The organism is Deminuibacter soli (assembly GCF_003412455.1).
GTDB lineage: Bacteria > Bacteroidota > Bacteroidia > Chitinophagales > Chitinophagaceae > Deminuibacter > Deminuibacter soli.
The window spans coordinates 47,698-61,399 of the sequence record NZ_QTJU01000013.1 but is presented as its reverse complement, the minus strand read 5'-3'; the positions used below and the strand labels follow the sequence as shown (position 1 = coordinate 61,399).

Genomic DNA, 13,702 nt, shown 5'->3' with positions numbered 1-13,702 from the left:
ACTCTATCTACCAGATTTGAGTGCGTTGTTCTTTGGGTTTATACATTTTATCTCCCGGCTGCACACTAAATGCGTCGTACCAGGCATCAATATTTACAATCGGACAATTGGCTCGTGCTTCTCCGGGTGAATGAGGGTCGGTGAGCAACAGCTGCGCCTGTGTTTCAGGTAATGCATTGCTGCGCCAAACCTGTGCCCAGCTCAGGAAAAAGCGCTGGGTGGGAGTGAATCCGTCTATTTTCTTGCCTTCCTTAAACTCGGGCGTTTTGGTAAAGGCTTCGTAAGCGATGTTTAAACCGCCAAGATCGGCCAGGTTTTCGCCTAAAGTTAATTTTCCGTTTACATGCAACGTATCGAGCACTTTGAATGCATCGTATTGCTTCACGATTTCATCGGCCTTTGCCTTGAATTTGTCTGCGTCTGCCTTTGTCCACCAGTCTTTCAGGTTGCCATCAGCTGCATACTGGCGTCCCTGGTCGTCGAAACCGTGCGTCATTTCATGACCAATTACTGCACCAATACCACCGTAGTTTACGGCGTCATCTGCACCAAAATCAAAGAACGGGAACTGTAAAATGCCCGCCGGGAAAGCGATTTCGTTGTTAGACGGGTTATAATAGGCGTTAATGGTTGGCGGCGTCATACCCCATTCGGTTCTGTCAACCGGTTTGCCCATGCGGTTTACCATATAATTGTATTGCCATACCGCACAGCTGTGTACGTTGCTTAGAAAATCGTTGCGCGTAATGGTAACACCGTCATACGTCTTCCAGGTATCGGGGTAGGCAATTTTTTTGGTGAATGCCTGCAGCTTTTCCTGCGCGCGCTGTTTGGTTTCATCACTCATCCAGCTCAGGCGTTTAATGCGCTCTGAGAAAGTGGCTTGCAGGTTGTTCACCAGGTCGAGCATTCTTTGCTTGGCCTCGGGTTTAAAATATTGCGCCACGTACAGCTGGCCCAGCAAATCGCCAAGATTGTTGTCAATCAGTCCGCTCATGCGTTGCCAGCGTGGTGTTTGTTCTTTCTGGCCGGTCAATACCTGGTTAAAAGAAAATGCTTCGTTTACAAAGGCGCTGCTCAGGTAAGGCGCCGCACTTTTCAAAATGCTCCAGTGCAGGTAAGCCTTCCACTCGTGCAGCGGCACAGCGCTCAGCAGGGCGTCGGCTGTTTTTACAAACTGCGGATTGTTCACCAGCACACTGTCTCCGGTTTGTACCTGCATTTTGGTAAACAGGTCTTTCCAGTCCCAGCCCGGTGTTAAAGTAGCGAGGTCTTTTACGGCGAATTTGTTATATGTTTTATATGGGTCGCGCATTTCCACGCGGCTCAGCTGTGCTTTGGCCAGTGCGGTTTCAATACGTATTACGGCATCGGCGCTGGCAGCTGCGGCAGTTGCATTTTCTCCGCTCAATGCAAACATGTGCTCCAGGTGGGTGCGGTAAGCGGTACGTATTTTCATGCTGCGGCCGTCATCTTTCAGGTAATAATCCCTGTCTGGCAGGGAAGTACCACCCTGGCTTATCTGCGGAATGTATGCGGTTACATTTTTACGGTCCTGTCCAATGAACATGCCAAACAAAGGCGCGCCATAACCCTGTGTACGCAGGCTGGCGAATGCGGTAAGCAAACCGTTTACATCGCTGATGGCAGTTATTTTATCCAGCTCGGCTTTAATGGGCTGAATGCCTTTGGCTTCAATGGCGGCGCTGTCCATACCGCTGGCATAAAAATCACCGATCATCTGTGCATTGCGGTCTTTCCCGTTTTGGGTGGCAGTTTCCAGCAGGTTGCGCAGGCGTTTGGAGCTTTCTTCACGCAACACGTCAAAACTGCCCCAGCGGGTTTTAGAACCCGGAACCGGGTTGCTTTTTACCCAGGCGCCATTGGCGTAGCTGTAAAAATTATCACCGGGTTTTACCTCGGCGTCCATATTGTTTTTGTCAATATAGGCTTGCTTTTCAGTTGTTTTTTTACCTGGTCCGGCTATAGCCGTTGTGCCGGCAAGCAGCAATATGCCGGTGAGCCAGTGATGGGGAAGTTGTACTTTCATTGATAAAATTTATACGGGCATTAAAAATATTGTTTTAACGTATTGCCTTGCAGATATTTGGATGAAAGTTGGTAATCCCTAGGTGAATATGCTATGATAAAAATGAATTACGTACTGTTTTCAGCAGCCAGTGTGCTGCTGTGTTCCTGTTCTGTATCAAAACGAATAAACCGTTCAGCCCAACACCTGGTGCAACAGCAGCCGCTGAATACGGCGCATGTCGGCATCAGTATTATGGATGCGGCCACGCAGCAGTTTGTGTACAATTACCAGGGCGATAAATATTTTGTACCGGCCAGCAATACCAAGTTATTTACCTGTTATGCAGCCATGAAATACCTGGGCGACAGTCTGCCCGGGCTGCGTTATGCAGAAGACGTGCAAGCCATTTATGCACAACCCACTGCAGACCCAACCCTGTTAAGCCCGGATTTTAAACAGCACCCGGTAATGGATTTTTTACAGGGCAGCAACAAGAAAATTGTATTGGGCAGCAGCCAGTGGCAGGATCATGCTTTTGGCTACGGCTGGACATGGGATGATTACGAAGCCAGTTATATGGCCGAAAGAAGTCCCATGCCTGTGTATGGTAATATCACCGTATGGAAGGGCCGTACTGCCTTGCCTGCCTTGTTTACCGATTCGGTTGTATACGCAACCAATAGTACACAAAACAAATACAGCCTGCACCGCTCACGCAACAGCAACCTGTTTTACACCGTAGCTTCACAGCAGGCATTTACGGCAGACGCCATTCCTTTTGTTACCAACGGGCTGCAGGGAACGGCGGCCATTTTAAACCAGCAGCTGAACGGCAGGGTTACTGTGCAGCCGCAACTGCCTGCCGGCGCCACCAAATTAATTCACTCACAGCCTACCGATTCCTTGCTGAAAATTACCATGCACCGCAGCGATAACTTTTTTGCAGAACAAACCCTGCTCATGGTAAGCAACGAAAAACTGGGTGTAATGAGTGATGCCCGCATTATTGACACCTTGCTGAAAACCGATTTAAACGATCTGCCCCAGCGCCCCAAATGGGTAGATGGAAGCGGCCTTAGCCGGTACAACCTGTTTTCCCCGCAAGACCTGGTAACGGTGCTCAACAAAATCAAACAATCCTTTGGCTTTAACCGCATCAGCGCCATCCTGCCCACCGGCAACACGGGTACGCTTGGTGGTTATTACCCAAAACTGCAGGGTGCTATTTTTGCGAAAACAGGTACGCTGAGCAATAACCTGGCACTGAGCGGTTACCTGGTTACCAAAAAACACAAGACATATATTTTCTCCATCATCGTGAACAACCATATGGGGCAGGCAAGCGCCATCAGGCATTTGATTGAAACCTTTTTAACCGGCATTTACGAGAAGTATTAAAATAATTTTCCTGCAGGTGCAAGCGCCGTTGCCCGGTTAGGGTGATGGCGTTTTTCATTTATCTTCGCGCCATGTTATACCCGCTTATCCGCAGCATATTATTCAATTTTCCTACAGAAGATGTTCATTATTTTTCCATGAATATGCTGCGCAGCGGCTGCAATGCAGGTTTGGTGCGCGGGTTAATACAATCTGCCTTTCAATACAAACATCCGCAACTGGAGCGCGAAGTGTTTGGCCTCAATTTCAGCAACCCTATTGGTTTGGGTGCAGGCTTCGATAAAAATGCCCTGTACCTGCAGGAGCTGGAAGCGCTGGGTTTCGGCTTTGTAGAAATAGGCACGGTTACGCCCCTGCCGCAGGATGGTAACGATAAGCCCCGCCTGTTTCGCTTACCGGCCGATAAGGCGCTGGTTAACCGCATGGGCTTTAACAACCACGGCGTAAAAGTGATTGCCGCCCGCTTGCAGCAGTGGCAACACAAAAACGGTAGCAGGCCGGGCCGCATGATTGTTGGCGGCAACATTGGTAAAAACAAGGTTACACCTAACGAAGACGCCTGGAAAGATTACGAGATCTGTTTTACCACCCTGTTCGATCATGTAGATTATTTCGTGGTAAACGTAAGCTCGCCCAACACCCCCGGCCTGCGCGAGCTGCAGGAAAAAGATTCGCTGCGCAAAATTTTGTCGCACCTGCAAACACTCAACCACAACCATGCACAGCCCAAACCGCTGCTGCTGAAAATAGCGCCCGATTTAACCGAAGCACAACTCGACGATATTATTGACCTGGCTTTTGAAGTACAGCTGAGCGGATTGGTGGCTACCAATACCACCATCAGCCGTGAAGGGCTGCAAACGCCGGCAGCACAGGTACAAAATATCGGCGCCGGCGGACTAAGCGGCAAGCCTGTGCAACAACATGCTACAGAGGTGCTGCAATACCTCACCAAAGGCTTGCAGGGAAAAATACCGGTTATTGCCAGCGGCGGCATATTTACGGGTGAAGATGCGGCAGAGAAATTTAAAGCAGGGGCAGCGCTGGTACAGGTGTGGACAGGCTTTATTTACGAAGGCCCGTCTATTGTAAAAAACATCGGCAAATACCTGGTGAATCACCGGTAATGTCGTTTAGTTAACGGCTCCTTTGTGAACTTTGTGGGTTTTCCCTTTGTGTTCTTTGTCCATAGGACTTCTCCGGAGCGGTAAAATATAAATCATGCTTAACTAACGACATTGAATCACCATTTGTAAAAAGAAAACTGCCTGCGCAGATACTTGTTTAACGCCGTTTGGTAAAGAGCCGCCCCGCAGCTGCAGGCCATTCTGCGTATTTGCACAAAAGTATTTGCCCGGTGATAAAAAACAGCTCGTGAGAAAGATGTTTGCCGCTCTTCCCGGCAGGCAGTGGGTACGCATACAGAGTTGCCTATATTTGCTTATCTATAAAATTGGACATGGAACATTTATTTACAGCCGAGAGTATCATCAGTTTTTTTGTGCTGGTAGTACTGGAAATTGTGCTGGGTATCGACAACGTTATCTTCGTTAGTATCATCATGAGCCGCCTGCCCAAGGCGCAGCAGCCCAGGGCCCGCTTACTGTGGATGGTCTTTGGTATCATCATGCGCAGCCTGCTGCTCATGGGCTTAAGCTGGTTGCTGAAACAGAAAGGCAAGGCTGTGTTCACCATCGGTGATCATGGGTTTGACCTGGCCAGCCTGGTAATGATCGCCGGCGGTTTATTCCTTATTTACAAAACGGTGAAGGAAATTCACGCCAAGCTGGAAGGGGAAGAAGAACATATGGATGAGGCCAATAAAAAGCCCCTGAAGTTTAGCAATGCCATTTTCCAGATTGTGTTAATTGACATGGTGTTCAGCTTCGACAGTATTATTACTGCCGGTGGTACCGCCAAACATGTAGAAATTATGATTGCCGCGGTAATACTGGCCATGTTTATCATGTTCCTGTTCAGCCCGGTGATTGCTTCGTTTATACAAGACCATCCCACCATTAAAATGCTGGCCCTGTCGTTCCTGGTAATGATTGGCCTGGTATTGCTCATTGAAGGCTGGAGCAGCGAACAGGCCGAAAGCCTGCATCTGAAAAACTATGTATACTTCGGTATGGCCTTCTCGTTCGGGGTTGAAATGCTGAACATGCGCGCCCGGCGAAAGACAAAAGCTGCAAAAAGCGGACATGCCTCATAAAGAATGTATAAAAAGGTCTCCGGGCCAACTTTAAACTTCAAACAGTAAACTTTAAACCAAATGCGCTAAACTAAACCACATCGACCAACGATTCACACCTGCTTCCCCCTGATTCACAGCATCTTATTATTTAACCATCATTTGGTTTGGCTCAAAGTGCTGCAAACCCTAATTTTGCGCAATCTTTGAACTAATGAGCAATAAAATTTCCTCCAACGAATCTGTCCCTTCTTCAAAAAAGAAAATCATTGTTTTAGGTAGTGGTCCTAACAGAATTGGTCAGGGTATCGAGTTTGATTACTGTTGCGTGCATGGTTTATTAGCCATTAAAGAATGTGGTTATGAGGCTATTATGGTGAACTGTAATCCCGAAACCGTATCTACCGATTTCGACATTGCCGACAAGTTGTATTTTGAACCCGTGTACTGGGAACATTTGTGGGAAATTATTGAGCTGGAAAAACCGGAAGGCGTAATTGTACAGCTGGGCGGACAAACCGCGTTGAAGCTGGCCAAAAAACTCGAAGCCAAAGGTGTGAAAATCATCGGTACTTCGTTCGATAACATGGACATTGCCGAAGATCGCGGCCGTTTCAGCGACCTGCTGAAAGAGCTCAATATTGCTTATCCCGCTTATGGTACCGCCTACACTGCCGATGAAGCCATTGAAGTGGCCAATGCAGTAGGTTACCCGGTACTGGTTCGCCCCAGTTATGTATTGGGCGGTCAGCGCATGCGTATCGTGATCAACGATGAAGAAGTTGAAAAAGCAGTGGTAAGCCTGCTGAAACATATCCCGGGTAATAAAATCCTGATCGACCATTTCCTCGACCGTTGCCAGGAAGCAGAGATCGACGGTATTTTTGATGGGGAAGATTTTCATGTAATGGGTGTAATGGAACATATTGAACCTGCAGGTATCCACAGCGGCGACAGTAATGCCGTGCTGCCTGCCTTCAACCTCACACCGCTTGAAGTAACCACCATGGAATACTACGCCGAGAAAATTGCGCGTGCACTCGATATCCGTGGTTTAATCAACATACAGTTCGCGATAAAAGACGGTAAAGTATACGTAATTGAGGCCAACCCAAGGGCATCACGCACTACACCGTTCATCGCCAAAGCCTACCAGATACCTTACCTCAACATCGCTACCAAAGTAATGCTGGGTGAAGCCAAACTGAAAGACTTTACCATAGAGAAAAAACTCGAAGGTTATGCAATCAAAGAACCTGTATTCAGCTTCGACAAATTCCCGGGTGTTAACAAAGAGCTGGGCCCTGAAATGAAGAGCACCGGTGAAGCCATCCGTTTCATCAAAGACTTACGCGATCCTTACTTCCGCACGCTGTACAAAGAACGCAGCATGCACCTCAGTAAATAGCAAAAAAAAGCCGGCTCATTTGAGCCGGCTTTTTTTTATGGTTAGATGGCTTAATGGTTCAATGGCTTTTGTATTCAACCATCAAACAATCAAGCCATCAAACAATTAATTCAGATACTTCGTCAGTTCAGGGCTATCAGGCGTCACCTTGCTGTCGAAGTGTGCCAGCAGTTTGCCGTTTTCGTCGAGTATGAACTTGTTGAAGTTCCAGCTGATGGTGGCATCCAGTACGCCATTCTCAGCTTTGCTGCACAGGTATTTGAATACCGGTGTGGTATTGTCGCCTTTCACATCAACACGGGTTGTGAGCGGGAAAGTAACGCCGAAATTTTTCTCGCAAAAGCTTTTAATATCGCTGTCGTCTTTATACTCCTGGCCACCAAAGTTATCAGAAGGGAAACCAACAATCACCAGGTTGTCTTTGTGGGCTTTGTATAAAGCTTCCAGGGCTTTGTACTGCGGGGTAAAGCCACATTTGGATGCGGTGTTCACAATGAGAATCTTCTTGCCTTTAAATTGCGAAAAGTCTATTTCGCCACCATCGAGCGACTTAATGGTAAAGTCGTAAATGTTTTTAGCGGCTGCTTCGCTTTTGGGATGATGCATATGACGCGGTTTGCTGTTACCTGCCGCACATATCAGTAATAACGACAGGATGGTGAATAGGTATTTCATATTTCGGTTTTTAACAAAATTGGCTGGTAAAAGTTACAATATAAAATCCGGCTGGCATTGCTATGTTTTATTTAACAGTAAAGGCTGCGGTGGCAATACTTAACCTGCTGCCCGGTACGGCAAGCAGGGTATTACCGCAGGCTTCCAGGGTGGCGCCGGTGGTAAGCACATCATCAACCAGCAATATATGCTGATTGTACAGGCTGCTGGCATTGGCCAGTGAAAATACCTGCTGCATATTTTGCCAGCGGTTAATACGGCCCTGTTTGGTTTGTGAGCCGGTATGTACATCGCGCACAACAGCAGTGGCATTTACCGGCCAGCCGCAAACGCCGGATATGCCCTGCGCCAGCAGTTCGGCCTGGTTATAGCCTCTTTGCTGCAGCCTGCCTGCATTAAGCGGTACCGGTACAATGGTAGTAACCTGGTTAAACCGCCCGCTTTGCTGTAACTGGGTACCCATTAATGCACCCAGCCATATGCCTGCGCTTTGGTTGTTCTGGTATTTAAGTGATTGCAGCAGGCGCTGCACCAGCCCGTCCTGCACAAAATAAAACGCACTGCCTGCAGCCTGCACCTGTGTACGGCCATAGAAAACTTTTTCAACCGGGTTACCTGGTCTCGCAAAAAAATTGGTACTGCTCAACTGCTGCATACAAACAGCACAGGCAATTTGCGGATGATCGAGCGCGTCATTGCCACAGCAGGTGCAATGGTGTGGAAAAAGCAGCTGTACCACATGCCCGAGGTATTTTTCAATAGAAGCAATCACGGCTACAAATTACAAGGTGATACTTGCAAATGCAAGCATCCATATATACGGGATAAACTGAACGGTGGCTGCCTGTATCACCGGAATTTTTTACGCACGCACCATTTTCCCGTTAGTAAAGCCCTCCCCCCCAATCCAACATTAAACATCAAACGATAAACCTCCAACGTCAAACTTCAAACGTCAAACTTCAAACATTAAACCTTCAAACGTCAAAACAGGTAACGGTACACTTCATCTACCCTTGCCAGTGATACTACTTCGATAGAGAAGTTGCGGTTATCGAATCCTTTTTTGTTATAGCGCGATACGATGATTTTTTCAAAACCCAGTTTCTCTGCTTCGGCAATGCGTTGCTCAATGCGGTTTACTGCGCGAATTTCACCATTAAGACCAACTTCGCCGGCAAAACAGATTTGTTCAGGCAGCGGAACATCTTCGTACGAAGAAAGCAGGGCGCATATAACCGCAAGATCAATAGAAGGGTCTTCCGTTTTTAAACCGCCTGCTATGTTCAGGAAAACATCCTTCAATCCAAACTGGAAGCCACCGCGTTTTTCCAGTACGGCCAGCAACAGCTGCAGCCTGCGCAGGTCGTACCCGGTAACCGTACGTTGCGGAGTGCCATACACACTCTGTGTTACCAGTGCCTGTACTTCAATAAGCAGGGGGCGCATGCCCTCCATAGATGCAGCAATGGCACTGCCGCTGAGCTGTTCTTCTTTTTGCGTAATCAGTATTTCGCTCGGGTTAAGCACAGGGCGCATGCCTTCACCCGTCATTTCATAAATACCCAGCTCTGCCGTGCTGCCAAAACGGTTTTTAAGTGTTCGCAGAATACGGTAGGCATAATGGCGGTCACCCTCAAACTGCAATACGGTATCTACCATATGTTCCAGTATTTTGGGGCCGGCAATGTTCCCGTCTTTGGTAATATGCCCGATCAGGAAAACAGGTGTATTGGTTTCTTTGGCAAAGCGCTGGAATTCAGCCGCGCATTCTCTTATCTGTGATACGCTGCCTGGCGATGATTCAATAAGGTTGGACTGCAGTGTCTGTATCGAATCTACAATGATCAGCTGTGGCTTCAGCTTTTTAATTTCCTGGAATATGCTCTGGGTGTATGTTTCTGTTAACAGGTAAAAGTTATCATTGGATACTTTCAGCCTGTCTGCACGCATCTTGATCTGCTGTTCACTTTCTTCACCGCTGATGTATAAGGTAACAATATCGGTGAGTTGTAAGGCATTCTGTAAAAACAAGGTGCTTTTGCCAATGCCTGGTTCACCTGCTACCAGTATAATGCTGCCGGTAACAATGCCGCCGCCGAGTACACGGTTCAGTTCAGTATCGGTTGTTGCAATGCGTGTTTCTGTTAAAGTGGTTACGTGCTGTAAGGCGATGGTCTTTTGTAAACGTGGTTCTCCGTGGTATTGCTTCCAGTTGTCTGTTTTGTTATTGCCTTTATCGAGCACTTCTTCTACAAACGTGTTCCATTGATTGCAGGAAGGACACCTGCCGAGCCATTTGGTGCTTTCATATCCACAATTGCTGCAGAAGAATGCAGTTTTGATCTTACTCATGGCATAAAGATACTGGCAAGGGTAGTATTAATAACGATAAACAGGTAGTGTGAACAAGTATGTACTGATAAAAAACAAGCGGAAAAGAAGAAGGATTGCTGCGGAGCGGACAAAATAAAAGGGCCGGCACGAAAACCAGCCCTTTACTTACTAACCCATTAAATTCTGCCACTAAATTACAATAATGACCTACATTTCAAAATTATTTTTTGTGCTTGTTGAAAACTTTTGAAGGCTGAAATGCTTGTTTTTGTGCCTTAATGGCGCTTTTTAAATCGAGTTAATGTCTTTTTGTCAGCAAGGTTGTAGCGGCTGATTTGCTGCCTAAAACGGGCTTTGCCGGGTGTTTACGTATCCCTTACCCTGCCCGGTTTCCCCGGGTAATTAATTGACAGCTTTGGCTTTTAAATTTTTTTTAAGCTGCATTTTCTCTCAAAATGTTTAAGTTTGGTTAAATCTTATATCATTTTCACATAGTAACGTGCTTTTTTTGAGCCGGTGGGGCCGAAATTGATACATTAAAAACTAATTGCATGAGAAAATCGCTGCTGGCCATCCTATGGATGTGCCTTACGTTGCCCCTATTCAGCCAAACCCGTACCATCTCCGGCAAAATTATCGACGCAAAAGACAGTACGGCTATCCCGGGCGCCACCATTACCATCAAAGGAAGCCGAAGATCGGTGGCTTCCGACGCAAATGGCTCATTTTCACTGCAGGCCGATGAAAAGGCTAGGGAGTTGGTCATTTCTTCCGTAGGTTACATTAATAAAGAAGTGAATGTATTGCATACCAGTTCGGTGCTGGTGGTACTTAGTGCCAGCGAACAGTCGCTCAGTGAAGTGGTAGTGGTAGGTTATGGTACCAGGCTGCGCAAAGACATTACTGGCTCGGTAGCCAAGGTAAATGCCGGCGATATTGCCAATACGCCCGCCACAAGCTTCGAAAGTGCCATCCAGGGCCGTGCATCCGGTGTGCTGGTAAGCCAGCAAAGCGGTAAGCTGGGCCAGGGTATCAATATCCGTATCCGCGGTGCCTCATCGGTTACGGCAGGCAGCGATCCGCTGTACGTGGTAGATGGTATGCCGGTAACATCGGGCGACCAGTCAAGTACAACTGCTGCTACCAACCCGCTGGCCGATATCAACATGAACGATATCGAATCAGTTGAAATCTTGAAAGATGCATCTGCTGCTGCCATTTATGGTTCACGTGCCTCAAACGGTGTGGTGTTAATCACTACTAAAAAAGGTAAAACAGGCAGTTCGAAAATAGACCTCGGTTATTTTACCGGTTACCAGAAGCCTACCCGCAAAAGGCATTTCCTTAATGCCCAGCAGTACGTTGATTACTTTGAACAGGCTGCACTGGGCGCTGCCAGGCAGGATGTGCTGGCTGGCTACTATGATAATATTGACGATGCCATTGCAGATGAAAAAGATTACGTAGAAAGCCGCTTTACCCGTTATGCTGCCGGCAAGGATACCTGGAAAACAGGCGCAGTAAATACCGACTGGCAGGATCATGCTTTTCAGAATGCACCGCTTTCACAGTACGACCTGAATGTATCAGGCGGCAATGAGAAAACCAAGTTCTTTCTTTCCGGCCAATACCTCGATCAGAAAGGTATTATCCTCAAGAACAGTTATAAACGATACGGTGCAAGGCTTAACCTTGAACACAAGGTGCGCAGCTGGCTTACCGCAGGTTTAAACCTCAGCTTTGCACGTTCACTTAACTACAGGGTATCTGACGATGACCAGTTCTCTACACCGCTGCAGATTATTGCGCTGTCGCCTATTACACCTTACATCGATCCCCGTACCGGCTTAACCAGCGGTGCGCTGGATACCACAACCGGCAGGCCCAATACCAACTACCCTGTGTATTACAACCCGGTGCTGAGTGCTGAAAACCAGTATTACCATACACTGGTGAACAGAACAATCGGCAATGCATTTTTAAGCGCAGCCATCACTAAAGAACTCTCGTTCCGTACAGAGTTTGGTATGGATCAGCTAAACCAGACAGAAGATATCTACGGCGGCAAGCTCACTGCGCGTAACTCCGGTGTGCCTGATGGTTATGGCGCCTATTACACTACGCAGATCATCAATATCAACACCAACAACTATTTCAACTTTAATAAAACCTTCGCCACCGATCATAATATAGATGCGGTACTGGGTATGAGCTATCAAAGCTACCACCGCGACTATAGTCAGGCAAAGGCAGAAGAATTTCCGAGTGATTTGTATGTGAAACTGGCCAGCGGCGCTTCCAAAACCGAAGCCTATACCAGCAGCAATGCCAACGCCCTGGTTTCCTATTTCTTACGGGCCAACTATAAATTCCAAAGCAAATACCTGCTGGGTATCAGCGGAAGGATAGATGGTTACTCTGCTTTTGGTAAAGACAACCGTTATGGTTTCTTCCCCGCTGCTTCTGCCGGCTGGATACTGAGCGAAGAGAAATTCCTGAAAAATGTATCATGGCTTAACTTCCTGAAAGTAAAAGCCAGCATAGGTTTAACCGGTAACAACCGTATTGATGATTATGCAGCCCTTGGCCTGTACAGCGCCACTGCCTATGGCGGGCAGGCTGGTCAGCACCCCACACAATTGCCCAACCCCGCCCTTAAATGGGAAACCACGCTGGGTACCGATTATGGTGTGGAAGCAAGCATATTGCACAACCGCGTAAGCATTGAAGTAGATTATTACGAACGCCATACGAAAGACCTGTTGCTGAATGTAGATGTACCCGGTACATCGGGCTTTTCCACACAGCTGCAGAACGTAGGCAAACTGCGCAACAAGGGTATTGAATTTACCCTGAATACCACCAATGTGGTTACCCGCGATTTCAAGTGGACTTCTTCTCTGAACTTCGGCGCCAACAAAAACAAAGTAACCAATCTTGGTGGCCAGGTAGTGGGCAGCGGCGTTAACCGCGCTATGGAAGGCCAGCCCCTGGGTGTGTTTGTAGCACGCGAGTTTGCAGGAGCTGATCCCGCAAATGGCGATGCATTGTATTACAAGAATACGCCAAAGGCAGATGGCACCATTGATCACAGCACTACCAACGATTACAACGCAGCTACAGATGTAGTGATCGGCAACCCCAACCCTGATTATATTTACGGCTTTGGTAACACCTTTACCTATAAAGGTTTTGATCTCGATGTATTGCTGCAGGGCGTACAGGGTAACCAGATATTCATGCAGGGTGGCCAGTACATGTCTGCCAGCGGCAGTAACGGTTTCGATAACCAGACTACCGATCAGCTTGCCGCCTGGAAAAAGCCGGGTGATATTACCATGGTGCCTGAAGCGCGCTTGTTTTACCCGAACGGTATCGGCAACAGCAGCCGCTATATTGAAACCGGTTCGTACCTGCGCGTGAAAGCAGTAACACTGGCTTATAACCTGCCCAAATCGCTCATTGGCAAAATTGGGTTTGAACGCATCCGCATTTATGCCAAGGCCCAAAACCTGTTTACCATCACCAAATACAAAGGATGGGATCCTGAAGTAAATGCTGATTACCTGGCAGGTAATATTAACCAGGGGCTTGACTTTTATTCAGCTCCGCAGCTGAAGAGCATTGTATTCGGTGTAAACATTGGCCTGTAAAAACC

The 13,702-nt window shown here is 47.5% G+C and carries 9 protein-coding genes; 5 read left to right on the top strand and 4 right to left on the bottom strand.

The annotated features are described in order from the left end of the window. Window positions 1–7: 7 nt before the first annotated feature. Entirely contained in the window at window positions 8–2,050 is a 2,043-nt protein-coding gene (locus DXN05_RS22600) for a M13 family metallopeptidase (protein WP_211330126.1), read from the bottom strand. Window positions 2,051–2,152: 102 nt separating this feature from the next. On the opposite strand from DXN05_RS22600, the gene DXN05_RS22595 reads away from it, so the two are divergent. The 4 genes from DXN05_RS22595 (at window position 2,153) to DXN05_RS22580 (ending at window position 7,032) form a co-directional block, all read left to right on the top strand. Further along, window positions 2,153–3,430: a D-alanyl-D-alanine carboxypeptidase/D-alanyl-D-alanine-endopeptidase gene (locus DXN05_RS22595; protein ID WP_158559406.1), complete on the top strand. Its 1,278-nt coding sequence runs from the start codon at window positions 2,153–2,155 to the stop codon at window positions 3,428–3,430. Window positions 3,431–3,501: 71 nt separating this feature from the next. Further along, window positions 3,502–4,557: a quinone-dependent dihydroorotate dehydrogenase gene (locus DXN05_RS22590; protein WP_116849626.1), complete on the top strand. Its 1,056-nt coding sequence runs from the start codon at window positions 3,502–3,504 to the stop codon at window positions 4,555–4,557. A gap of 332 nt (window positions 4,558–4,889) precedes the next feature. Next, complete coding sequence (locus DXN05_RS22585; RefSeq protein WP_116849577.1) at window positions 4,890–5,645, top strand: TerC family protein; 756 nt, start codon at window positions 4,890–4,892, stop codon at window positions 5,643–5,645. Between the two features lie 193 nt (window positions 5,646–5,838). Further along, window positions 5,839–7,032 carry a carbamoyl phosphate synthase preATP-grasp domain-containing protein gene (locus tag DXN05_RS22580; RefSeq protein WP_116849576.1) on the top strand — a complete coding sequence of 398 codons (1,194 nt, stop codon included), beginning with the start codon at window positions 5,839–5,841 and terminating at the stop codon, window positions 7,030–7,032. Between the two features lie 105 nt (window positions 7,033–7,137). Here the strand turns inward: DXN05_RS22580 and DXN05_RS22575 are convergent, their stop codons facing one another. From DXN05_RS22575 to radA, 3 genes are all read right to left on the bottom strand, one after another. Then, window positions 7,138–7,707, bottom strand: coding sequence for a glutathione peroxidase (locus DXN05_RS22575; protein WP_116849575.1), 570 nt, complete (start codon window positions 7,705–7,707; stop codon window positions 7,138–7,140). 67 nt (window positions 7,708–7,774) lie between these two features. Then, entirely contained in the window at window positions 7,775–8,479 is a 705-nt protein-coding gene (locus tag DXN05_RS22570; protein WP_147314043.1) for a ComF family protein, read from the bottom strand. Between the two features lie 212 nt (window positions 8,480–8,691). After that, window positions 8,692–10,062 (bottom strand): DNA repair protein RadA, encoded by a 1,371-nt coding sequence (gene radA, locus DXN05_RS22565; RefSeq protein ID WP_116849573.1) that lies wholly within the window; start codon window positions 10,060–10,062, stop codon window positions 8,692–8,694. Window positions 10,063–10,595: 533 nt separating this feature from the next. Here radA and DXN05_RS22560 point away from each other — a divergent pair. Next, complete coding sequence (locus DXN05_RS22560) at window positions 10,596–13,697, top strand: SusC/RagA family TonB-linked outer membrane protein (protein ID WP_116849572.1); 3,102 nt, start codon at window positions 10,596–10,598, stop codon at window positions 13,695–13,697. The last annotated feature ends 5 nt before the right edge of the window (window positions 13,698–13,702 follow it).

Excerpts from the sequence above, each read along its gene's own strand:
- DXN05_RS22580 (WP_116849576.1), top strand. The coding sequence starts at position 5,839 with ATGAGCAATAAAATTTCCTCCAACGAATCTGTCCCTTCTTCAAAAAAG.
- DXN05_RS22590 (WP_116849626.1), top strand. The coding sequence starts at position 3,502 with ATGTTATACCCGCTTATCCGCAGCATATTATTCAATTTTCCTACAGAA.
- DXN05_RS22595 (WP_158559406.1), top strand. The coding sequence starts at position 2,153 with ATGAATTACGTACTGTTTTCAGCAGCCAGTGTGCTGCTGTGTTCCTGT.
- radA (WP_116849573.1), bottom strand. The coding sequence starts at position 10,062 with ATGAGTAAGATCAAAACTGCATTCTTCTGCAGCAATTGTGGATATGAA.
- DXN05_RS22560 (WP_116849572.1), top strand. The coding sequence starts at position 10,596 with ATGAGAAAATCGCTGCTGGCCATCCTATGGATGTGCCTTACGTTGCCC.
- DXN05_RS22585 (WP_116849577.1), top strand. The coding sequence starts at position 4,890 with ATGGAACATTTATTTACAGCCGAGAGTATCATCAGTTTTTTTGTGCTG.
- DXN05_RS22575 (WP_116849575.1), bottom strand. The coding sequence starts at position 7,707 with ATGAAATACCTATTCACCATCCTGTCGTTATTACTGATATGTGCGGCA.
- DXN05_RS22600 (WP_211330126.1), bottom strand. The coding sequence starts at position 2,050 with ATGAAAGTACAACTTCCCCATCACTGGCTCACCGGCATATTGCTGCTT.